Origin of the sequence: Microbacterium proteolyticum, assembly GCF_029639405.1 — a bacterium.
Taxonomy (GTDB): domain Bacteria; phylum Actinomycetota; class Actinomycetes; order Actinomycetales; family Microbacteriaceae; genus Microbacterium.
Genome location: NZ_CP121274.1, coordinates 260,094 through 281,627, shown reverse-complemented (window position 1 = coordinate 281,627; position 21,534 = coordinate 260,094). Strand labels below are relative to the sequence as shown.

Annotated in this window: 17 protein-coding genes; 10 read left to right on the top strand and 7 right to left on the bottom strand. The window is 71.6% G+C overall.

Annotated features, from left to right (window positions below; genetic code table 11):
• The first annotated feature begins 24 nt into the window (after positions 1-24).
• Positions 25-1,221, top strand: coding sequence for a zinc metallochaperone AztD (gene aztD / locus P8R59_RS02160; protein WP_278102519.1), 1,197 nt, complete (start codon positions 25-27; stop codon positions 1,219-1,221).
• Between the two features lie 46 nt (positions 1,222-1,267).
• Here the strand turns inward: aztD and P8R59_RS02155 are convergent, their stop codons facing one another.
• Positions 1,268-2,281 (bottom strand): LacI family DNA-binding transcriptional regulator, encoded by a 1,014-nt coding sequence (locus P8R59_RS02155; protein WP_278102518.1) that lies wholly within the window; start codon positions 2,279-2,281, stop codon positions 1,268-1,270.
• Positions 2,282-2,443: 162 nt separating this feature from the next.
• Here P8R59_RS02155 and P8R59_RS02150 point away from each other — a divergent pair, with 162 nt between their 5' ends.
• Genes P8R59_RS02150 through P8R59_RS02130 form a run of 5 tightly spaced genes read left to right on the top strand, consistent with a single transcriptional unit; the run spans position 2,444 to position 9,746 of the window.
• Positions 2,444-4,471: a beta-galactosidase gene (locus P8R59_RS02150; RefSeq protein ID WP_278102517.1), complete on the top strand. Its 2,028-nt coding sequence runs from the start codon at positions 2,444-2,446 to the stop codon at positions 4,469-4,471.
• Complete coding sequence (locus P8R59_RS02145; RefSeq protein WP_278102516.1) at positions 4,468-5,376, top strand: carbohydrate ABC transporter permease; 909 nt, start codon at positions 4,468-4,470, stop codon at positions 5,374-5,376. Before P8R59_RS02150 ends, P8R59_RS02145 begins: the two co-directional genes overlap by 4 nt.
• Positions 5,373-6,299 (top strand): carbohydrate ABC transporter permease, encoded by a 927-nt coding sequence (locus P8R59_RS02140; RefSeq protein WP_083735184.1) that lies wholly within the window; start codon positions 5,373-5,375, stop codon positions 6,297-6,299. The genes P8R59_RS02145 and P8R59_RS02140 overlap by 4 nt, the downstream gene beginning before the upstream one ends.
• A 47-nt stretch (positions 6,300-6,346) precedes the next feature.
• Entirely contained in the window at positions 6,347-7,672 is a 1,326-nt protein-coding gene (locus tag P8R59_RS02135; RefSeq protein ID WP_077052359.1) for an ABC transporter substrate-binding protein, read from the top strand.
• A gap of 10 nt (positions 7,673-7,682) precedes the next feature.
• Complete coding sequence (locus P8R59_RS02130; RefSeq protein WP_278102515.1) at positions 7,683-9,746, top strand: alpha-galactosidase; 2,064 nt, start codon at positions 7,683-7,685, stop codon at positions 9,744-9,746.
• Between the two features lie 54 nt (positions 9,747-9,800).
• On the opposite strand, the gene P8R59_RS02125 is transcribed toward P8R59_RS02130, so the two are convergent.
• Positions 9,801-10,748: a phytanoyl-CoA dioxygenase family protein gene (locus P8R59_RS02125; protein ID WP_278102514.1), complete on the bottom strand. Its 948-nt coding sequence runs from the start codon at positions 10,746-10,748 to the stop codon at positions 9,801-9,803.
• A 73-nt stretch (positions 10,749-10,821) separates the two neighbouring features.
• On the opposite strand from P8R59_RS02125, the gene P8R59_RS02120 reads away from it, so the two are divergent.
• Positions 10,822-11,631: a helix-turn-helix domain-containing protein gene (locus tag P8R59_RS02120; RefSeq protein ID WP_278102513.1), complete on the top strand. Its 810-nt coding sequence runs from the start codon at positions 10,822-10,824 to the stop codon at positions 11,629-11,631.
• 18 nt (positions 11,632-11,649) lie between these two features.
• Here the strand turns inward: P8R59_RS02120 and P8R59_RS02115 are convergent, their stop codons facing one another.
• Complete coding sequence (locus P8R59_RS02115) at positions 11,650-11,997, bottom strand: hypothetical protein (protein WP_278102512.1); 348 nt, start codon at positions 11,995-11,997, stop codon at positions 11,650-11,652.
• A gap of 81 nt (positions 11,998-12,078) precedes the next feature.
• Positions 12,079-12,456, bottom strand: a complete 378-nt coding sequence (locus P8R59_RS02110) for a hypothetical protein (protein WP_278102511.1) — start codon at positions 12,454-12,456, stop codon at positions 12,079-12,081.
• An 85-nt stretch (positions 12,457-12,541) separates the two neighbouring features.
• Here P8R59_RS02110 and P8R59_RS02105 point away from each other — a divergent pair, with 85 nt between their 5' ends.
• On the top strand, positions 12,542-12,970 hold the full coding sequence (locus tag P8R59_RS02105; protein ID WP_278102510.1) for a MarR family winged helix-turn-helix transcriptional regulator: 429 nt from the start codon (positions 12,542-12,544) through the stop codon (positions 12,968-12,970).
• Here the strand turns inward: P8R59_RS02105 and P8R59_RS02100 are convergent.
• Positions 12,942-13,856, bottom strand: coding sequence for a LysR family transcriptional regulator (locus P8R59_RS02100; RefSeq protein WP_278102509.1), 915 nt, complete (start codon positions 13,854-13,856; stop codon positions 12,942-12,944). The genes P8R59_RS02105 and P8R59_RS02100 overlap by 29 nt on opposite strands.
• 99 nt (positions 13,857-13,955) lie before the next feature.
• Here P8R59_RS02100 and P8R59_RS02095 point away from each other — a divergent pair, with 99 nt between their 5' ends.
• Complete coding sequence (locus P8R59_RS02095; protein WP_278102508.1) at positions 13,956-17,390, top strand: bifunctional proline dehydrogenase/L-glutamate gamma-semialdehyde dehydrogenase; 3,435 nt, start codon at positions 13,956-13,958, stop codon at positions 17,388-17,390.
• On the opposite strand, the gene P8R59_RS02090 is transcribed toward P8R59_RS02095, so the two are convergent.
• Positions 17,360-18,031, bottom strand: a complete 672-nt coding sequence (locus tag P8R59_RS02090) for a pyridoxamine 5'-phosphate oxidase family protein (protein ID WP_278102507.1) — start codon at positions 18,029-18,031, stop codon at positions 17,360-17,362. The two genes, P8R59_RS02095 and P8R59_RS02090, sit on opposite strands and share 31 nt — an antisense overlap.
• 57 nt (positions 18,032-18,088) lie before the next feature.
• Here P8R59_RS02090 and P8R59_RS02085 point away from each other — a divergent pair, with 57 nt between their 5' ends.
• Positions 18,089-19,591, top strand: a complete 1,503-nt coding sequence (locus P8R59_RS02085) for a PLP-dependent aminotransferase family protein (protein WP_278102506.1) — start codon at positions 18,089-18,091, stop codon at positions 19,589-19,591.
• Between the two features lie 477 nt (positions 19,592-20,068).
• Here the strand turns inward: P8R59_RS02085 and P8R59_RS02080 are convergent, their stop codons facing one another.
• Positions 20,069-21,514: an HNH endonuclease gene (locus P8R59_RS02080; RefSeq protein WP_278102505.1), complete on the bottom strand. Its 1,446-nt coding sequence runs from the start codon at positions 21,512-21,514 to the stop codon at positions 20,069-20,071.
• Between the last annotated feature and the right edge of the window lie 20 nt (positions 21,515-21,534).

Here is a 21,534-nt window from a genome sequence, read left to right as displayed (position 1 = left end):
ACCCCTGAGAGAAAGAGAAATCACATGCGCACCCTTCCCCTCCGCCGCGCGGGCGTGCTCGCCCTCGCGGTCGGCGCGACCGTCGGTCTCGCGGCCTGTGCCGGCACCGGCTCCGCGACCCCGGGCTCATCCGCGTCGGCGGTGGCCGAGACCGACACCCGCGTGGCCCTGTCCTACCCGGGCGGCATCGTCGTCCTCGACGGGGAGACGCTGGAAGTCCTCGGCGACGTCAACTCCGAGGAGTTCACCCGCCTGAACCCCGCCGGCGACGGGCGCCACATCATGGTGACGACCAGCGCGGGCTTCCAGGTGCTGGATGCCGGCTCGGCCGACGCCGCGCCCGCGCTCACCGACCTGGTGTTCCCGGCGGAGAAGGCCGGACACGTCGTCGTGCACGGCGGCAAGACCGTGCTGTACGCCGACGGCACGAGCGACACCACCGTGTTCGACAGCGCCGCGCTGTCGGCATCCACCGGTCTTCCCGCCGTGGAGACGATCCCCGGCGTCGAGGCGCACCACGGCGTCTCGATCGTGCTCGAGGACGGCACGTTCCTCACCACGGTCGGTAACGCCGACGGCCGCACCGGCGTCGTCGCGAAGTATCCCTCGGGCCGGACCCTCGCCGAGAGCGCAGACTGCCCGGGCGTGCACGGCGAGGGCACCGCGAAGGACGAGGTCGTCGTCTTCGGCTGCGAGAACGGCGCGCTCGTCTACGACGACGGCGCCTTCACCAAGCTCACCGCCCCGGACCAGCCCTACGGGCGCATGGGCAACGCCTACGTCAGCGAGACCAGCCCGCTGGTGATCGGCGACTACAAGGACGACCGGGATGCCGAGGGCTACCTGCTCCACCGCGTCGCGCTGATCGACACGCAGGCCAAGACGCAGGCCGTCGTCGATCTGCCCGAGGGGGTCGAGTACACCTTCCGCGACATCGCGCGCGGCCCGGGGGACCGCGGCTACATCCTGGCGACGGACGGGTCGATCCACGTCATCGACCCCGCCACGGGCGCGCTGACCGACGCGTTCCCGGTGATCGACGCGTGGGAGGGGCCGGTCGAGTGGCAGGACGCGCACCCCGCGATCAAGGTCAGCGGCGACGTCGCCTACGTGACCGAGCCGGTGAAGAACGCGGTGCACGCCGTCGACCTGACCACGGGCGAGGTGATCACCCGTGCGACGTTGACGGTCACGCCGAACGAGATCGCACTCACGCGCTGACGCCGCCGAGCCGTCCCGGGGGAACCCTCGGGGCGGCTCCGCGCGCTCAGGCCGATTCGCGCCAGACGATCGGGCTCTCCAGCAGGATCGGGGCCGTGAAGGTCTGGCCGTCGAGCTGCGCGAGGACGGCGCGGGCGGCGGCGCTGCCGAGTTGATCGGCGGGTTGGTGCACGGTCGACAGCGGGGGATCGCAGCGCAGGGCCCAGGAGCTGTCGTCGAAGCCGACGATCCCCACGTCGTCGGGGATGCGTCGACCCGCCTCGCGGAGGGCTTCGATCGCGCCGGCGGCGACGGCGTCGCTCGAGGCGAAGACGCCGTCGATGTCGGGAACCCGGTCGAGCAGGCGCTTCATGCCGGCCTTGCCGTCGGAGAACGAGTAGAACGGCACCCGCTCGACGAGCTGGGGGTCGAAGTCGCCGCCCAGCGCGTCGACGAACCCCGCGAGGCGGTCGGCGCCGGAGTCGCGGTCGAGCGCGGCGGCGACCATGCCGACGCGACGCCGACCGGTGCCGGCGAGGCGTTTCGTGATCTCGCGCGCGGAGCCGCGGTTGTCGATCGCGACGTGGGCGGCGTCGCCGATGTCGCGCGGGTTGCCGACGAAGGCGGCCGGGAGACCCAGCTCGACGACCGCGCGCGTGATGGGGTCGCCCACGCGCGCCGACACGATGATCACGCCGTCGATGAGGCCGCCGCTGAGGTAGCGCGCGAGGCGGTCCACATCGCGCGGGGTGTCGGCGATGAGGCACGACAGCTGGTAGTCGGCCTCGGAGAGTGCGCTATTCGCGCCGAGCAGGATCGAGGCGATGTTGGGGTCCTCGACGAACAGCGAGTGCGGTTCGTGCACGATCAGACCGATCGCCTGCGAGCTCTGCATCACGAGGCTGCGCGCCGCGCGGTTGGGGACGAACCCGACCCGGGCGATCGCCGCCTCGATCGCGGCGCGCGCGTCCTCCGAGACGTATGGCTGGCCGTTGAGCACGCGGCTGACCGTGCCCCGCGAGACGCCCGCCTCGAGGGCGACGTCCTTCACGGTGGCGCGACGTCGACGCTCCGTTTCCACGTTCCCGATCCTAGGGGCGACCCGCCCGATGTGTGAACGAGCACAGATTGATAACGAACACTTGACGCGGAAAACGCCGGGTGCCACTCTGTGTACGTTCACAGAACCTCGACGGAGAGGCATCCGCTCGAGACTGTGCACGTTCACAGAACGAGGAGCAGGATGACCGGCCGGACCCCCTTCGCCCACGAGGGCATCGCCTTCGGGTGCGACTACAACCCCGAGCAGTGGTCGCCCGAGGTGTGGGACGAGGACATCCGCCTCATGCGGGAGGCCGGGGTCGACCTCGTCGCCGTCAACATCTTCGGCTGGTCGCACCTGCAGCCCGGTCCCGACGCCTTCGACTTCGCCGCGCTCGACGACATCCTCGAGCGGCTGCACGCCGCCGGCATCCGGGTCAACCTCGGAACCGGAACCGCCTCGGCGCCGGCATGGCTCAGCCGCGCGTACCCCGAGGTGCTGCCGATGGCCGAGGACGGCACCCGCCGCTACCCGGGCGGACGCCAGGCCTGGTGCCCCAGCTCGCCCGTCTTCCGCACGGCATCCCTCCGCCTGGTCGAAGCGGTCGCCGCGCGGTACGGGGCGCACCCGGCGGTGGCCCTCTGGCACGTCTCGAACGAACTCGGATGCCACAACGCCCTCTGCTACTGCGACGAGAGCGCCGCCGCCTTCCGCGTGTGGCTGCGTGGGAGGTACGGCTCGGTCGCCGAGCTGAACCGGGCGTGGGGCACCGCGTTCTGGAGCCAGACCTATCACGACTGGGAGGAGATCCTCCCGCCGCGAGCCGCCCTGTCGGCCCGCAACCCCGGGCAGCTGCTGGACTTCCACCGCTTCAGCTCGGACGCGGTCTTCTCCCAGTACCGCGCCGAGGCCGACGTCCTCCGTCGCCTCAGCGACCGCCCCGTCACGACGAACTTCATGGTCACGGCCCACATCGAGAACATGGATTACTGGTCGTGGGCCGACGAGATGGACGTCGTCGCCAACGACCACTACCTCGACCACCGGCTCGGCGACCCGCTCAGCGAGCTCGCCTTCGCCGCCGACCTCAGCCGCGGCCTCGCGCAGGGGGCCCCGTGGATCCTCATGGAGCACTCCACCGGCGCGGTGAACTGGCAGCCGCTGAACCTCGCCAAGGAGCCAGGTCAGCTGCTGCGGAACTCCCTCACGCACGTCGCGCGCGGCGCGGACGGCGTCTGCTTCTTCCAGTGGCGCGCCTCGCTCCAGGGAGCGGAGAAGTTCCACTCCGCGATGCTGCCCCACGCCGGCACCGACTCCGCCGTGTGGCGCGAGGTCGTCGAACTCGGCGGGATCGTCGACCGGCTCGGCGAGGTCGCCGGGTCGCGGGTCGTGGCGGATGCCGCGGTGATCTTCTCGTGGGAGGCGTGGTGGGCCACCGACACCGAGTGCCGCCCCAGCCAGTCGGTCGGCTACCTCACGCAGGTGCACGCCACGTACGCCGCACTCCACGCCCAGGGGCTGACCGTGGACATCGTGCGCCCGGGGGCCGACCTCTCCGCGTACCGCTTCGTGGTGGTCCCGGGCCTGCACCTCCTGCGCGCCGACGAGGCCGCGGTGCTCACCGACTGGATCGCCGCGGGCGGGACCGCGGTCGTCACCTACAACTCGGGCATCGTCGACGAGAGCGACCGCATCTGGGCGGGCGGCTACACGGGTCCGCTGCGGGAGGCCCTCGGCATCCACGTCGAAGAGTTCGCGCCCGTCGCGCCCGGCGTCGCGATCGCGCTCGACGACGGCACGCGCTCGCACCTGTGGAGCGAACGCCTGCGCGCGACGACGGCCGAGACCCTCGCGACGTTCGCGGACGGTCCCGCGACGGGGTCGCCCGCGATCACCCGCAACGCCCACGGGCGGGGGAGCGCGTGGTACTTCGCCACGCAGCTCGAGCCCTCGACCCTCGCCGACCGGCTCGGCGCGATCGCCCGTGCCGCGGGCGTCCGACCGCCGGCCGCGGTCGAGGCCGCGGGCGCGTTCGAGATCGCGGGCGCGTTCGAGATCGTCCGTCGACGCGGGGAGGACGCGTCCTACGTCTTCGTCGTCAACCACGGCGACACCGAACTCGTCGCCGACGTGCGCGGCACCGAGCTCATCACGGGCATCGCGGTCGAGGGCCGACTGCGCGTCCCATCCGGCGCCGTGCGCGTCGTCCGAGAGGAGAACCACTCATGACCGCTCCCGCCGCCGGGGCAGCGACGCCCCGGGTGCGTCGACGCATCCCCCACAAGAGGGCCATCGTGGCCTTCATCGCTCCCTTCGTGGTGCTGTTCGTGCTCTTCTACCTCGTGCCGATCGGCTACGCGGTGTGGAAGTCGCTGCTCGTCGTCGAGCGCGAGGGCACGTTCGGCCAGGCCCGGGAGGTGTTCGGCGGACTCGCGCAGTACGCGCTGGTGTTCCAGAACACCGCGTTCTGGACCTCGGTCGGCCGCGTGCTGCTCTTCGGCGTCGTGCAGGTGCCGGTGATGCTCGGCCTCGCGCTGCTGTTCGCCCTCCTGCTGGACTCGCCGCTGCTGCGCGGCAAGCGCTTCTTCCGCCTGGCGTTCTTCGTGCCGTACGCCGTGCCGGGCGTGATCGCCGCGATCATGTGGGGCTTCCTGTACTCGCCCAACCTGTCGCCGTTCCCCGCCGTCACCTCGAACGTCGATCTGCTGTCGGCCGACCTGGTGCTGTGGTCCATCGCGAACGTCGTGACCTGGGTGTTCGTCGGCTACAACATGCTCATCATCTACTCGACGCTCCTGGCGATCCCGCAGGAGATCTACGAGGCGGCCCGCATCGACGGCGCCGGTCAGGCCCGCATCGCGTGGTCGATCAAGATCCCGCTCATCCGGCCGGCCCTCGTGCTCACCGGTGTCCTCTCGATCATCGGAACGCTCCAGCTCCTCGCCGAGCCCCAGACGTTCCGCTCGTTCAGCTCGGCGGTGACGAGCACCTTCACCCCGAACATGACGATCTACGCGACCAGCTCGATCCCCAACGTCTCGCTCGCGGCGGCGTTCTCGGTCGTGCTCGCCCTGGCGACGTTCGTGCTGTCGTTCACCTTCCTCCGTCTCAGCCGCCGTGGAGCCCAGTCATGAGCGCGATCGCCCCCCGCCCCACCGACACCCGCACGCTCACGACCGGTCGACGCGCCCCCGCGCGGCGTCCCGCCGGCTCGGGCCCCCGCGAGAGCATCGTGTCGCGCACGACCGCGATGGTCGTGATGGGCATCTTCACGCTGTACTTCCTCATCCCGCTCTGGTGGCTGGTCGTGGCATCCACGAAGGACCGTGGTCAGCTGTTCAGCACCAACGCGCTGTGGTTCGCCGACTTCCGGTTCTTCGACAACGTCGGCCAGCTCTTCGCGTACCGCGACGGGGTGTACCTGAAGTGGCTCGGCAACAGCGTCCTGTACGCCGGTGTCGGCGGCGTGATCGCCACGGTGATTGCCGCGATGTGCGGCTACGCCCTGGCGAAGTACCGCTTCCCCGGCCGCGAGGCCATCTTCAACACAGTGCTCGGCGGAGTGCTCGTCCCGGCGACGGCGCTGGCACTGCCGCTGTTCCTCCTGTTCAGCCAGGTGCAGCTCACCGACACGTACTGGGCCGTGCTGCTGCCGAGCATCGTGAGCCCGTTCGGCGTCTACCTGTCCCGCGTGTTCGCCGAGGCGTCCGTCCCCGACGAACTCCTCGAGGCCAGCCGCCTCGACGGGGCGGGCGAGGTGCGCACGTTCTTCACGGTGTCGATCCGGCTGATGTTCCCGGCGCTGGTGACGGTGTTCCTCTTCCAGTTCGTCTCGATCTGGAACAACTTCTTCCTGCCGCTGATCATGCTGCGCAGCGAAGAGCTCTTCCCCGTCACGTACGGCCTCTACGCGTGGAACTCCACCATCAACCAGTTCCCCGAGCTGCGCACGTACGTGCTGGTCGGGTCCCTCATCTCCATCCTCCCGCTCATCGTGACGTTCCTGTTGCTCCAGAGGTACTGGCGCACCGGGCTCGGTACGGGAGCCCTGAAGTGACACACCTCCCACCGGCACGACCGGCGGGCCAACCGAGAGAAGGAATCATGCAGCACAAGAAGAGAGCGGTCAGCGTCGCCCTGCTCGCCGCGGGCGCCCTGGTCATGGCGGGATGCTCGTCGTCGAGCACCGGCAGCACCGACGCGGCGTCGTGCGCCCCCGCCGGCGAGAACGTGACGCTCACGTTCACGTCGTGGATCCCCGGCATCGAGGATGCCGTCGCGATCTGGAACGAGCAGAACCCCGACATCAAGGTCGAGGTGCAGACGGGCCCCTCGGGCAACGCCGGCACGTACCAGAACTTCTTCAACCAGCTCCAGGCGGGGAACGCCCCCGACCTCGGGCAGATCGAATACGACGCGCTGCCGAACTTCCGCGTCCAGGACGGCCTCGCGAACCTCGGCGCGTGCGAGGACGTCGTCGCGGCCAAGGACCAGTTCGTCGACTGGACCTGGAAGCAGGTCACGCTCGGCACCGAGAACGAGGTCTACGGCGTGCCGCAGGATGCCGGTCCCATGGCGCTGTTCTACCGCAAGGACCTGTTCGAGCAGAACGGCATCGCGATCCCCACGACCTGGGACGAGTACCGCGAGGCGGCCGTGAAGATCCGTGCGCTGGGCGGCTACATCACCAACTTCTCGCAGAGCGACATCAACCAGTTCGCCGGTTTCGTGTGGCAGGCGGGCGGTCAGTGGTTCTCCAACGACGGCGACGCCTGGAAGGTCGACCTCACCAGCGACGCCTCGACGAAGGTCGCCGACTACTGGCAGGGCCTGATCGACGACGACCTCGTCTCGTCGTACCCCGCGTGGACCGACGAGTGGAACAACGCCTACAACACCGGCCAGGTGTGGTCGTGGAACTCCGCCGTGTGGGGCGCCAACTCCATCTCCAGCGGTGCTCCCGACACCTCGGGCAAGTGGGCGGTCGCCGAGAGCCCCCAGTGGGCGTCGGGCCAGTCGGCCGCCGGCAACTGGGGCGGCTCCTCGATCGCGGTCTTCAAGTCGACGAAGCACCTCTACGAGGCGGCGAAGTTCGCGCTGTGGCTGAACACGTCGGAGGAGGCGCTGACGTCGCTGAACAAGACGGCGGCGATCTACCCGGCCACCAAGGACGGGCTGACGCTCCCGTCCCTGCAGGACGGCGTGCCGTTCTACGGCGACCAGAAGATCTACGACGTCTTCGCCAAGGCGTCCGGCGAGGTCGACCCGAACTTCGTGTGGGGTCCGACCATGACGCAGGTCTACGCCGACGTGTCGGACGGCTTCAAGTCGGCCGTCGCCGGCTCGGGCACGCTCACCGAGGCTCTGGCATCCGCTCAGGACAAGACGATCGCGACCCTCGAGGCGCAGTCCATCCCGGTCGCGAAGTAACCTCCATCGCATGATCCATCACCTCCGCGCCGCGGGCGTCGACTTCATCCTCGACGCCCGCGGCACGGCGGCGCCGGTCGTGGTGCACTGGGGGCGCGCCCTCGGTGACCCCGACGCCGCCGCCCTCACCGCCCTGGCCGACGCGACCGCCCCCGCGGTCGCCCCGAGTTCGATCGACCGTCCGTTCCGGGTCGGCGTCGTCCCCCTGCTCACCGACGGATGGACCGGGCGTCCCGCCGTCGAGATCTCCCCGTCCACCCCGGTGCTCCACCACGTCGGCACCGTGCGCGACGGCGATGCGCTGGTCACGACCATCGCGCTCGGCGACGCGCACATCGAACTGCGGCATACGCTCACCCCCCAGGGCGTGCTCCTCGTCGACCGGAAGCTCACCAACACGGGGACGGATGCCATCGAGGTGCGCGCGCTCGCCGCCCTCCTGCCCGTTCCCGCGCGGGCGCGCGAGGTCCTCGACTTCACCGGCCGGTGGGCGGGGGAACGCGAGCCGCAGCGCTCGCGGCCCGGCCACGGCGTCTGGGCCCGCGACACCCGACACGGTCGCGGCGGTCACGACGACCCGTTCCTGTTCACCGTCGGCACGCCCGGGTTCGGGTTCCGCCACGGGGAGGTGTGGGCCACCCACGTCGCGTGGAGCGGTGACCGCTCCGTCTGGTTCGAGCGCGGCGACATGGGTCTGTCGGTCGTCGGAGCCGGCGAACGTCTCGACGGGCTCGTCCTGGCCCCCGGCGAGACCCACGAGGCGCCGACCGTGGTGGCGACGTGGTCCGATGCCGGCCTCGACGGTCTCTCCTCCCGCCTGCACCCGTGGGTGCGGTCGTGGGCGACCCCGCGGGGTCCGCGTCCCGTGACGCTCAACACGTGGGAGGCGGTCTACTTCGACCAGTCCCTCGAACGTCTCACGCCCCTCGTCGACGCGGCCGCGCGGGTCGGCGCGGAGCGCCTGGTCCTCGACGACGGCTGGTTCCACGGCCGCACCGACGACCGGCGTGCGCTCGGCGACTGGACCGTCGACGAGCGGGTGTGGCCCGACGGTCTCGGTCCGCTGATCTCCCGCGTGAACGGCGACGGTCTCGAATTCGGGCTGTGGGTCGAGCCCGAGATGGTCAGCGCCGACTCCGACCTCGCCCGTGCACACCCGGAGTGGATGCTGACACCGGCGGATGCCGTGTCGTGGCGGTTCCAGCACGTGCTCGACCTCGAACACCCCGACGCCTGGCAGCACATCTTCGACCGCCTCGACGCGCTGCTCACCGAGTACCCGATCGCGGCGCTGAAGTGGGACCACAACCGCGACCTGCTCGTCCCGCACACCGGGGGTCAGGTACGGGCGCTGTACCGGCTCCTGGACGCTCTGCGCGCGGCGCACCCGGGCGTGGAGATCGAGTCGTGCGCGTCCGGCGGCGCCCGGATCGACCTCGGCATCCTGCGTCGCGTCGACCGGTTCTGGACGAGTGACACCAACGACCCGCTCGCCCGTCAGCGCATCCAGCGGTGGACCGGCATCCTGATCCCGCCGGAGTTCCTCGGATCGCACGTGGGCGACGAGCGCGCGCACACGACGGGGCGGACGGCATCGCTCGCCTTCCGCATGACGACGGCGCTGTTCCTCCACGCGGGGATCGAGTCCGACATCTCGCGCCTCGACGACGCGCAGCTCGCGGCGCTCGCCGGGTGGACGGCGCTGTACCGCGCCCATCGGGCGCTGCTGCACGGCGGGACGACGGTGCGGGTCGACGACGCCGATCCGGCGCTGCTCCAGCACGGCGTCGTCGCTCCCGACCGCGGCGAGGGACTGTTCGCCTACGTCGCGCTCGACCGGTTCGACGCGGCGTTGCCGTCGCCGATCGTGCTGCCCGGTCTCGATCCGGACCGGCGGTACCGCGTGGCCGTGCTCGACGTCGGTGCGCCGGTGCGCACGATCCAGGATGCCGACCCCGCCTGGATCGTGGCCGGTGGCACCGTGCTGCCGGGTTCGGTGCTCGCCGAGGGCGTGCTCGCCGCGCCGCTGCTGGCGCCCGGGGAGGCACTGCTGATCCGCGTCACGGCCGACTGAGCGGACAGGGAAAAGCCCCGCCCCCGAAAGGGGCGGGGCTTTTCCGTCTCTGGTTCAGTCCTCGTCGGGTGTGAAGGGTACGCTCCCGGCGCTGCAGTACGAGCCGGGGGAGTGGACGAGGTGCGCGATCCGCAGCTCCGCGTCGGCGTCGCCGGACATCTCGGGCCGCAGCTGCGGGGAGGCGTTCCACTGGAACTGCTCCTGCGCGGGGAAGCGACGGGCGTGCGCCTCGAGCCCGAGCGGCAGCAGGCGCATGCGGCGATCCACCCACTCTGCATCCCACGGTCCCTCGGCCTGGATCTGCTCGGCCGCACGGAATTCGTAGTAGATCGTGCGGCGGAGCCGGTTCCCGGTCACGGCTTCGGATCCGTGCACCACCATCACGTCGTGGACGAGCACGTCGCCGGGTTCGAGTTCGACCTGCACCACGCCGGGGGCGTCCCAGCCGTACTCGTCCTGCAGCTGGCACACGTCCACGGGCGCGAGGTGCGAGCCGGGGGCGACGCGGAGGGCGCCCTCGCCGGCCTTGGAGGCGTCGAGGTAGACGTCGACGTTGAAGATGCGGTGCGTGCGCGGGTGCACGGCATCCTGGTGCCAGTCGATCGCGGCGCCGTCGCCGGTGTCCTTGAAGACGAGGGACTCGTAGGTGGGGACGAGGTCGGGGCCGGCGAGGCTCTCGGCGATGCCGAGGACCGCGGGCGATCCGAGGAGTTCGAGCGAGGCGGCCGAGCCCTTGCCGTGGAGGTAGTCGACGCGGAACATGCGCCGGGCGCCGCCGCGGGTGGCCCACTGGTAGTCGGGGCCGTCCGGGCTGTCGGGACCGAGTGCGCGTCCGGTGGCGATCCACTCGTCGGCGGCGTCCTGCAGGCGGGCCAGCAGGTCGGCGGGGATGCGGCCGGGCAGGACGACGTAGCCATGTGCGTCGAAGTGCGCGATCTGCTCGGGGGTCAGGTGGTACGGGGCGGTGGACACCGACGTCGGCGTCGAGGTGAGGGTGCTCATGACCTCACGGTACGACCGGACGTAAGGCGATTTCCTCGCGCTCGCACGGATGTTCTTCCGGGATACTAGGGTCATGGATGCCGCGATCCCGTCGTTCGACCTCGCGTGCTGGCGCGGGGCCGTCCCCCGGATGTCGGTGGCTCACACGCACGACGATCTGGAGTTCAACTCCGCCCCGGTGGAGCTGGAGTACCTCGTCGACGGGCGGCAGGTGGTCATCCCGGCCGGGGCGCTCGCGGTGTTCTGGGCGGCACGGCCGCACCAGCTCGTGCGCGATTCCGGGGGGAGCGAACTGGCGTGGCTGACGGTGCCGCTCGCGCAGGCGCGGGGGTGGCGTCTCCCGGGGGAGTTCCTGACGCGGATGTTCGCCGGCGGCGTCGCGGTCGCGGCGGAGGCCGTGGGCCCGTTGGCCCTGGCCGAGCGGGCCGCGTCCTGGAGCACCGAACTCGCCCCGACGCACCCGTTGCACCGCGCGGCGGTGACGGAGGTGCAGGCCTTCGTGCTGCGCGCGGCGTTCGCAACGGCCGCGGAGGGGCCGGTCGAGAAGGTCGGGGGAGGCCTCCGGGCCGACGTGGCCGACATGGCGGCCTGGATCGCCCAGCATGCCGCCGAGGACGTCACCGTCGCCGCGGTCGCCGCGCACGTGCACCTGCACCCGAACCACGCGATGTCGGTCTTCCGTCATGCTCTGGGCGTCACGATCGGCGAGTATCTCGCGCAGTGCCGGATCGCGCGGGCGCGCGAGCTGCTCCTGACGACGGATGCCGCGATCCCCGACGTCGCGGCATCCGCGGGGTTCGGCTCGCTCAGTCAGTTCTACGCGCGATTCCGCGATCACGCGGGCGAGGCGCCCGCCGCCTACCGTCGCCGTCACGCCGGATGACGGGCCGTCGACGGACGCTCAGCAGGTGGCGAGCAGCGCGCGGGACTTCGTCTCGAGGAACGAGACCAGCGCGCCGAGCACGTTGAGCTCGTTCCCGAGGTTCACGATCCCCACGGCGGTGAGCTCGATCGTCGTGTCGCGCGCCTCCATGGTCGCCTTCCACCGGCCGTCGCTCCCGGCGATGGGCTGGAGGTAGGTGATGGTGGCGGCTTCGGTGAGGTCGACGACGATGAGTCCCCGGGTCACCTCGGTGTCGTCCTGCTGCTCGAGGACCCGCATGTCGCTGCCGGTCAGATACCCCAGGCTGCGGAACTCTTCGAGCCACTGCTCGAGCAGCTGGATGTCGAGCAGATCACGTACGGGCACAGCACACTCCTGTTCGGGCGCGGGGGTGCGCTCGAACAATTATCACGGGTCGTGCGGCGAGGTGGGTCGTGTGCTACCGGTTCAGGCCGCGCGCACCGGCCTCGCCGGGCGGCGGGGGGCGACGTGTTGAGCGGGAGTCCGCGGGAGGGAACTCTCGTCGTCCTGCCACGTCCGCAGGTCGATGACGAGCCCGGCGGAGGCGTTCGCCTGATCGGCCAGTGCGCGGAGGTAGTCGCCGACGAGCTGCTCTGCATCGGCGGAGTCGAACACGAAGCGCATCGGGATGGACGGATGCAGCCAGATGGCGGAGCGTCCGGGATTCTCGGGGTCGCCGGTCCAGGTGAGGGTGAAGGACTCGTTGCGACGGAGCTTGGTGGAGGTGATCACCTTGACGTAGGCCATGAGACGGTCGGGGAAGGTCACCGGCGAGAGGTCGGTGCCGTAGTAGAGGCGGGCCATGTCGCGACCGTAGCACTATTTAACTGAGTTAAATAATTAAATGAAATACTCACAGGTTTAACCAGGTCTGGCTAGGGTGGATGCCATGTCCCTGCGCCCCGCACTGTCCACGGCCCTCGACGACTACGTCGAGGCGCGGCGCTCCGCCGAGGCGGCCACGCGCGCCGAACTGCGGCTCAGCGACACCGAGGTGCGCGCCCTGCTGCGGATCCGCGAGCGGCCCGGCATCCGCCCCTCCGAACTGCGCGATCACCTCGGGGTCACCTCGGCGGGAGTCACGACACTCGTCGACCGCCTCGTCGAGCGAGGACTCCTGCGCCGCGAGCTCGACACCGAAGATCGGCGCGTCAACCACATCCACCTCGAGGTCGACCTCGACGCCCTGCCCTGGTCGCAGCTCGACCGCTTCGCCCGCGATCTCGACGACGCCGTCGACGGGGAGCCGGTCGCCCAGTCGACGGCCTTCGCGGAGATGCTCGGTCGGATCACCCGGTCGGTCCTCGCCCCGCGCTGATTTCGGGGACGCGGGCGAACGCGTCCTCCAAGGCGGCGCGCACCGCGCGGATGCCGGGGCGATCCGCCGTTCCACGGCGCACGGCGGTGAAGATCTCGCGCCGCGGCCGCTCGGGAAGATCGATCGATCGCGTGGCGGGCTCGTCCCCGCCGAAGACGAGCGCGGGGATCATCCCCACCGCGTGCCCGGATGCCACGAGCCGCACATGTGCGGTGAGGTCGGCGAGCGCGAACCGGACGTCGGGCTCGAACCCGGCGGCCCGGCACTGCTGCGTCGCCCACTGACGGGCGGCGGTCCCCTCCGGTTCCATCACCCACGCCCGGTCGCGCAGGTCGGCGAGCGAGGTGGCCGGATCGCCGTGCGCGACGGCGAGGCGGATGGCATCCCGCCCCAGCGTCCGGCGTTCGAGAAGGGCGCGCTGCTCCCGCGTGTGGCCGGGGTACTGCTCCGCCACGGCCAGGTCGAACCCGCGGGCGGCGACTTCGAACAGTCCCTCCTCGGGGGCGAGTTCGGCGATCTCGACCCGCAGGCGGGGTTCGGTCTCGGCCAGGACGTCCAGGGCTCGGGGGACGAGTCCGTGCGCGGCGGACTGCATCACGGCCAGGCGGACGGGGGCGAGCGAGGGCTGGAGCAGCTCGAGTTCGGCGCGCGCGGCCTCGTCGGCGGTGAGCATGCGGGCCGCGTGCGCGGCGAGGGCCTCGCCCTGCGCGGTGAGGCGGACGCGCCGACCCTCGGGTTCGAGGAGCGGGACCCCCGCCTCGCGTTCGAGCTGGGCGAGCTGCTGCGAGATCGTGGAGGGGCTGAACGACAGGGCGTCGGCGACGGCGGAGAGCGTGCCCCGCATCGAGAGCTCGTGCAGCAGCCGGAGGCGGCGCAGATCGAACATGGCATCCTTTCGCTCTGATCGAAGAATAACGTTCGTAAATCATCGCTTTTCCCGAATCGTGAACAGTCGCACACTGAGGGCATCCGAGGAAGGATCCCCATGTCGCTCACCGATGTCACTCCGGCGGAGATCGCGCCGGCCGACCTGGCCGACGACGCCGTCGCCCTCGTCCGCCGCTGGCTGGCCGAGAGCCGCTCCGAACCCGTCGACGCGGCGGCCACGCGGTTGGCCGGCGTGCTGCGCGACCCGAACGGTCTCGCCTTCACCGTGGGCTTCGTCGACGGGGTCGTGCGGCCCGAGGACCTCCGTGTCGCGGCGGCCAACCTCGCGGGGCTCGCCCCGCTGGTGCCGACGTTCCTCCCGCTGCACCTCAAGGCCGCGATCCGCCTCGGGGCGCTGACCGCGCCGATCCTCCCGCGGGTCGTGGTGCCCGCCGCGCGGACGGCGCTGCGCTCGATGGTGCGGCACCTCATCGTGGACGCGAGCGACCGCCGGCTCGGCGACGCCATCGCCGCGATCCGGGGCCGCGGCGAGGGCATCCGGCTCAACGTGAACCTGCTGGGCGAGGCGATCCTCGGGAAGAAGGAGGCCGCGCGGCGGCTGGAGGGCACCCGTCGCCTGCTCGCGCGCGACGACGTCGACTACGTCTCGATCAAGGTCTCCTCGACCGTCGCCCCGCACACGCCGTGGGCATTCGACGCCGCCGTCGCCGACGCGGTGACGGCGCTGCGCCCGCTCTACCGCGTGGCGAAGGAGACCGGCACCTTCCTCAACCTCGACATGGAGGAGTTCAAGGACCTCGACCTGACCCTCGCCGTCTTCGAGACGCTTCTCGGTGAGCCCGAGTTCCACGGCGTCGAGGCGGGGATCGTGCTGCAGGCGTACCTGCCGGACGCCCTGGCCGCGATGATCCGCCTGCAGGAGTGGGCCGCCGCGCGGGTGGCATCCGGGGGTGCTCCGATCAAGGTCCGCGTCGTCAAGGGAGCGAACCTGCCGATGGAGCGCGTCGACGCCGACGTGCACGACTGGCCGCTCGCGACCTGGCCGTCCAAGCAGGCGACGGATGCCTCCTACAAGGCGGTGCTCGACTACGCCCTGCGCCCCGAGCACACCGCGCACGTGCGGATCGGCGTCGCCGGGCACAACCTCTTCGACGTGGCGCTGGCGTGGCTGCTCGCCGAGCGTCGCGGGGTCACCGGCGGCATCGACGTGGAGATGCTGCTCGGCATGGCGACCGCGCAGCAGGCGGTCGTGCGTCGCACCGTCGGGTCGATCCTGCTGTACACGCCGGTGGTGCACCCGCAGGAGTTCGACGTCGCGATCGCGTACCTCATCCGGCGGCTCGAGGAGGGGGCGTCGAGCGAGAACTTCATGTCGGCCGTGTTCGACCTCGGCACGCACGAGGCGCTGTTCGCCCGCGAACGCGACCGCTTCCTCGCCTCCCTCGCCGACATGCCCGTGGGGGTTCCGGCCTCCCACCGGGTGCAGGACCGTACGGTCGCGGCCGCACCGGCGCCGCGGGACGGCTTCCGCAACACCCCCGACTCGGACCCCGCGATCGCCGCGAACCGCGCGTGGGCCGAGGGGATCGTGACGCGTATGCCGTCGTCCCGGCTCGGCATCGACACCATCGCCGCGCACACGGTGACCGAGGAGTCCGTGCTCGACGAGCGGATCCGCGTGGCGGCGGCCGCTGCCGTCGCGTGGCGCGACCTCGGGGCCGACGCGCGCGCCGAGATCCTGCACCGTGCGGGTGATGTGCTCGAAGCGCGCCGCTCCGAACTCGTCGAGGTGATGGGCGCCGAGTGCGGCAAGGTCGTCGAGCAGAGCGACCCCGAGGTGTCGGAGGCCATCGACTTCGCCCACTACTACGCCGAGCAGGCGCGGCACCTCGACCACGTCGACGGTGCCCGGTTCACGCCCGTGGCGCTCACCGTCGTCACGCCCCCGTGGAACTTCCCCGTCGCGATTCCCGCCGGGTCGACCCTCGCCGCGCTCGCCGCCGGGTCGGCCGTGGTCATCAAGCCCGCGGCGCTCGCCGAGCGTTCCGGCGCGGTGATGGTGGAGGCGCTGTGGGAGGCCGGTGTGCCGCGCGACGTCCTGACGCTCGTGCAGGTGTCCGAGAACGACCTCGGGCGGCAACTGCTCACGCACCCGGCCGTGGAGCGCGTCGTGCTCACGGGGGCGTACGAGACGGCCGAGCTGTTCCGCTCCTTCCGTCCCGACCTGCCGCTGCTGGCCGAGACGAGCGGCAAGAACGCGGTCATCGTGACACCGAGCGCCGACCTCGACCTCGCCGCGAAGGACGTGGCCCTGTCGGCGTTCGGTCACGCCGGTCAGAAGTGCTCCGCGGCATCCCTCGTCGTGCTCGTCGGGTCTGTTGCGACGTCTCGTCGCTTCCGCGACCAGCTCGTCGACGCCGTCACCTCTCTCGAGGTCGGGATGCCGTGGGACGACGCCGCGCGCGTCGGACCGCTCATCGAGCCCGCGCAGGGCAAGTTGCTCCGGGCCCTCACGACCCTCGAGCCCGGACAGCGGTGGCTCGTCGAACCGCGCCGCCTCGACGAGGACGGGCGCCTGTGGCGCCCCGGCATCCGGGAGGGAGTGCAGCCGGGGAGCGAGTTCCATCGCACCGAGTACTTCGGTCCGGTGCTGGGCATCATGACGGCCGAGACCCTCGACGAGGCCATCGAGATCGTCAACGCCATCGATTACGGCCTGACCTCGGGTCTCCACGCTCTCGACGAGGCCGAGATCCAGCGGTGGCTCTCGCGCATCGAGGCCGGCAACGTCTACGTCAACCGCGGCACCACCGGCGCCATCGTGCAGCGCCAGCCGTTCGGCGGGTGGAAGAAGTCCGCGGTGGGCGCCGGGACCAAGGCCGGCGGTCCGCACTACCTGTTCGGGTTCGGGTCGTGGACGGATGCCGAGTCCCGCGCGCCGCGGGGTGCGGACGCCCTCGCGGGTGCCGCCTCGGCGGCGGTGCCCGCGGAGGACCGTGAGTGGCTGGCATCCGCTCTGGCCTCCGATGCGGCCGCGTGGGCGTCGGAATTCTCCGTGGCTCGGGACGTCACGGGCCTGGAGTCCGAGCAGAACGTCCTGCGCTACGGCACGGTGCCGGTCGCGGTGCGGCTCGAGGATGCCGCCGACGTCGCCCTGGTGCGCGTCGTCGCAGCCGGCGTGCGGGCCGGCTCCGCGGTCACGGTCAGCGCCGGTCGTGAGCTGACCGCCGCGGTGCGGGCGTGGCTCGAGGGGGCGGGCGTCGCGTACGAGATCGAGGACGCCACGGCGTGGGGGCGGCGCGCGGCACGGCTCGCGCGCACCGGGGGTCGGGTGCGGCTGCTCGGCGGCTCGGCGGAGCGTTTCGCCGAGGACACGGCCGGATCGCCCGCCGTGGCGTTGTACGCGGGCGAACCGACGCGAGCGGGAGAAGTGGAGCTGCTGCCTTTCCTGCGGGAGCAGGCCGTATCGATCACCGCGCACCGCTTCGGAACGCCCCGGCGTTACACCGTGCCGCCGCTCGCGACCAGCTGACTCCGCCGGACGGAGGCGGGGATCGGTGTCCCCGCCTCCGTCTGCGGTGACGTGACCGGGTCGCCGGCGACCGTGCGCAGCGGGAGTTCGCCCGCCCAGACCGCGCGGTCTTCGCCGTCGTCGTCCTCCTCGACCGCCGAGTCGGCGTTGTCCTTCACGCTGGCCTCGGCCAGGGGCAGGCGCAGCACGAGCGTCGCCGCGAGCTCGCGCGCGGTCATGGGTCGGACTTCGGCGGCGCGCCCCGGCATGAGGTGCTCCGACAGCGCCAGCAGCGCGTTCTCCTTCTCCTCGGCGGGGACGGCGGATGCCACCCCGTGCACGACCGCGCACCGGTACCGCATCGAGCTGTCGAACAGCGACCGGGCGTACTTCAGCCCCAGGAGGTGGGTCACGGTGAGGCACACGGGCGCCCCCGCGGCGATCCGCCGGAAGAAGTCGCTCCCCGTGGATCCGTGGATCAGCACGTCGTCGCCGTCGCGGCCGATGCCGACGGGGAGGGCGACCGGACGGTTGTCGCGCACGATCGCGAGGGTGGCCGCGAGGGATCCGTCGAGGATCTCGTACAGCGCCGCCCGGTCGGTCGTCTGATACTGCGGCAGGCGGCGCACCCGCGTGAGCGGAGTGAGGGGGAGGTCGGTCATACGTCGATCTCAGTCGCTCGAGCGGTCCACTGCCTAGGCCGGTTCTCGCGTTTTCGCATGGACCAGTGCCAGGCTGGGGCGATGATCTCGTCCGGCATCCTGGATCGTTCGTCGTCCGTCCCGTTGCACGTTCAGCTCACGCACGGACTGCGGGGGGCTATCGTCGACGGCCGGTGGGTGCCGGGGGAGGCGCTGCCGTCGACGCGGGCCCTGGCCGACGACCTCGGCGTCGCCCGCGGTACCGTCGTCGCGGCGTACGAGACCCTCACCGGGGAGGGGTACCTCGTGGCCCAGCCGGGCGGGCGGACGACGGTCGCGGCGCTGCCGCTCGGCCCCGCGGTGCCCGCGAGTGCGCCGGTCCCGCCCCGCTCGCCGGGCGCGGTCGCGATCGATCTGCGTCCCGGGCGGCCCGGTACGCGCGGCCTCGCCGACGCAGCGTGGCGATCCGCCTGGCGGCGTGCGAGCGCGCGCGACCCGGAAGCGGACGTCGACGACGAGAACGGACTGCCCGCGCTGCGCGCGGAGATCGCCCGACACCTCGGCCGCACGCGGGGGTTGGCGGTCGACCCGGCCGACGTGATCGTCACCGCCGGGACCAGCGACGCCCTGCTGCTGGCGGCGCTGGCGCTTCCGCGGCGGCGGCCGGGGCGGTTCGGGGTGGAGAACCCCGGGTATCCGCGGGTGCGGACGATCCTTGCCCGCGTCGGCGTCGAGGCGGTTCCGCTTCCGGTGACCGTCGAGGGCGGACTCGACCTGGATGTCGTGGAACGGCATGGCGATCTGGATGCCATCGTCGTGACGCCCCACCACCACTACCCGCTCGGCAGCCGGATGGATGCCACGGCGCGAGCCCGTCTGATCGCCTGGGCGCGTCGGACCGGGACGGTGGTGATCGAGGATGACTACGACAGCGAGTTCCCGCACGGGCGGGCGCCGTTGCCGCCCCTGCGGTTCCTCGATTCCCACGGGGTTGCCCTGGTGGGCACCGTGTCGAAACTGCTCAGCCCGGCGCTGCGGTGCGGGTGGATCGTCGCCGCGGGGGCCGTCCGCGACCGCCTGAGCGCGGCCCGCGCCGACCTGGATCTGCCCGTCTCCAGCGTCCTCCAGCACGCGCTGGCGTTGTATCTCGCGGAGGGATCCCTCGCGCGGCACACCGCCCGTCGACGTCGGGACTACCGCCACCGCCGTCGCCTCGTGTTGGAGGCGTTGGAGCTGATCGAGGGCGTGGAGCTGGCGGCGATGAACGGGGGGCTCCACGCCGTCGTGCTGTTCGGCGGGTCCGGCGCGCATGGTTCGGGTGGTTCGGCGACTTCGACGGGGGCGGCCGCGCGCATGCCGGGGTCGGAGCCGGAGGGGGAGCGGGAACGCGAGGAGAAGGTCGTCGCCGCGGCCGCCGGTCGGGGTGTGCTCGTCTCGGGGCTGTCGGAGTACGGCGTCCCGGGAGCCTCCGCAGATCTCCCCTCGGGCATCGTGCTCGGATACGCCGAACCGGCGACCCCGCAACTGGCGCGTGGTCTCGCCGTCGTGGCGGACGTGTTGCGACACACCGGCCGCACCTGAGCTTCGGTCTGCTCGCGGGGTCGGGCGACCAGGGTGGGGCGGAAAGAGGGCCACGCGGAGCGACGCGGAGATCGGAACCGCGGGAACGGGCTGCGGGGAACGGGGCAGCCAGGAACGGAAGAGCGGAGAGCTGAGCCCGGGAGGGGAACGTCGGGAGCGGCAGGCCGGCTCGGCCTGGTCCACCGCGCGGTCCAGACCTTCTCGGGAGATGACCACGGGAACGGAACCGGGGAAACGGAATCACGGGAAGGGGACAGGGACAGAGTCAGACGGTGGGGCCGGGCCGGGGCTACGCCGAAGCCATGAGCGACTGGGGCAGAGCCAGAACGGCGGCGCTGAGTCGGAGCCAGGCCGGAACGTGAGCGACAGGGGGGCAGAACGGTGGGGCTGGGTCGGAGCCAGACCGAAGCCGTGAGCGACTGGGGTCAGAACGGCGGGGCTGGGCCCGAGCAAGGCCGGAGCTGTGCCCCGCAGGGGTCAGAACGGCGGGGGATCAGCATCCGGCACGAAGACCACCCGAGACGGGACCCTCTCGTGATGCTCCTGGCCGAGCGGGCTGCGGAACCTTAACGTGCCATCGCTTTCCTGCGTCACGGTCCATTCGGTCTCGGTCTTCAGCGTGTGATGTCGCACGCAGAGGTGGCACAGGTTGTCGAGGCGCGTGGGACCGCCCTCGTGGGCCTCATGATTGTGGTCGATCTGGCAGCGGACGATGGGCGCGCGGCATCCGGGTGCTCGGCAGTGCCGATCGCGGGCAGCGAGGAATCGTCGTTGCGACGTCGTCGGCGCATACCGGTCGACCTCGAGCACCGACCCCGTGACCGGGTCGCACAGGACGCGATCCCACCCCGGAGCCTGCGCGGCCAACCGCCGTGCGGTGTCGGGGTCGATCGGCGTGAGTCCGTCGATGCTCGCGCCGGTGTCGGCGCGCCCGAGGAGGGTCAGCACCGGCACCGTCACCTGGACGTGTCCGCGGATCGCGCCCAGCCCGCCCGGGCAGACGCTGTCGTCGGTCGGGTCGACCGCGGGGGTCGCGGTGAGCAGCAGATCGGCGCAGACGTCCGCGCCGATCTGCGCCAGGGTGCGGGTGTCGGACGGCCCGGCGTTCGGGGTCGGGCCGATCGCCCCTGCCGACGTCTCGTGCGTCCGGATCCGGCCTTCCGCCGCCTCCGGCGCCTGGATCCGAGGTGCCGGTGCCTCGGGTGCATGAACCCGAGGTGTCGGAGCCTCGGCCGCCGCCGTTCCGTCTCCTTCCGCCTCGACCGCCGCCGCGCGGATCGCTGCGGCCTGCCGTCTCAGCCGATCGCGGATGCCGTACGCCACCGTCGCGGGGAGGATCACGCTCAGTTCAGCCATGCCGTCGGCGAGATCGCGGACGCTCACGCCGCGCGTCACGGCGGCGCGCGCGTGTCTCACGGTCATGCCGACCGGGTGAACGCTCTCGGCGAGCTCGCGTCCGAACGCCCGCACGCGGCCGGGGGAGTCGCGCTCCGCCCTCGCGAGGACGACCTGCTCCCACCCGGCGCGCGTTGCATCGTCGTCGATCACGATGCCCGTCTCGAGGATGGCCTGCGCGTGCCGCACGCCGATGCGCCCTTCCTCGAGGGCATCCACCGTGGCGGCGAACTTCTCGGTGAGGGTGTGGGCGTCGGACAGCTCTCTCTGCACCGTGAGGTCGTGGCTCTGCGTTGCGACGGCGATCTCGAGCGCGAGCGAGCGGACCGGCATCTCTCTTTCCCGCGTGGTTCGCGAGCGGGACCGCGCGATCTCGTCGAGCGCGATCTGAAGAGCCTCCGCCCGGAGCCTGACGAGCGATGCATGGACGCCGGCCGCCCGGATCGACTCCTCGCGGATCGCCGCGACGAGCACACGCAGCCGGTCATCGTCGGCTGACGAGGTCTCGCCGAGGGGGATTGGGGGCATGACTCAAAGATAGAACATAT

What these genes read in the sequence shown, in the direction of transcription:
- P8R59_RS02145 (WP_278102516.1), top strand. Translation starts at nt 4,468, where the DNA reads ATGACCGCTCCCGCCGCCGGGGCAGCGACGCCCCGGGTGCGTCGACGC.
- P8R59_RS02150 (WP_278102517.1), top strand. Translation starts at nt 2,444, where the DNA reads ATGACCGGCCGGACCCCCTTCGCCCACGAGGGCATCGCCTTCGGGTGC.
- P8R59_RS02085 (WP_278102506.1), top strand. Translation starts at nt 18,089, where the DNA reads ATGGACCAGTGCCAGGCTGGGGCGATGATCTCGTCCGGCATCCTGGAT.
- P8R59_RS02110 (WP_278102511.1), bottom strand. Translation starts at nt 12,456, where the DNA reads ATGGCCCGCCTCTACTACGGCACCGACCTCTCGCCGGTGACCTTCCCC.
- P8R59_RS02100 (WP_278102509.1), bottom strand. Translation starts at nt 13,856, where the DNA reads ATGTTCGATCTGCGCCGCCTCCGGCTGCTGCACGAGCTCTCGATGCGG.
- aztD (WP_278102519.1), top strand. Translation starts at nt 25, where the DNA reads ATGCGCACCCTTCCCCTCCGCCGCGCGGGCGTGCTCGCCCTCGCGGTC.
- P8R59_RS02125 (WP_278102514.1), bottom strand. Translation starts at nt 10,748, where the DNA reads ATGAGCACCCTCACCTCGACGCCGACGTCGGTGTCCACCGCCCCGTAC.
- P8R59_RS02095 (WP_278102508.1), top strand. Translation starts at nt 13,956, where the DNA reads ATGTCGCTCACCGATGTCACTCCGGCGGAGATCGCGCCGGCCGACCTG.
- P8R59_RS02120 (WP_278102513.1), top strand. Translation starts at nt 10,822, where the DNA reads ATGGATGCCGCGATCCCGTCGTTCGACCTCGCGTGCTGGCGCGGGGCC.
- P8R59_RS02135 (WP_077052359.1), top strand. Translation starts at nt 6,347, where the DNA reads ATGCAGCACAAGAAGAGAGCGGTCAGCGTCGCCCTGCTCGCCGCGGGC.
- P8R59_RS02130 (WP_278102515.1), top strand. Translation starts at nt 7,683, where the DNA reads ATGATCCATCACCTCCGCGCCGCGGGCGTCGACTTCATCCTCGACGCC.
- P8R59_RS02080 (WP_278102505.1), bottom strand. Translation starts at nt 21,514, where the DNA reads ATGCCCCCAATCCCCCTCGGCGAGACCTCGTCAGCCGACGATGACCGG.
- P8R59_RS02105 (WP_278102510.1), top strand. Translation starts at nt 12,542, where the DNA reads ATGTCCCTGCGCCCCGCACTGTCCACGGCCCTCGACGACTACGTCGAG.
- P8R59_RS02140 (WP_083735184.1), top strand. Translation starts at nt 5,373, where the DNA reads ATGAGCGCGATCGCCCCCCGCCCCACCGACACCCGCACGCTCACGACC.
- P8R59_RS02090 (WP_278102507.1), bottom strand. Translation starts at nt 18,031, where the DNA reads ATGACCGACCTCCCCCTCACTCCGCTCACGCGGGTGCGCCGCCTGCCG.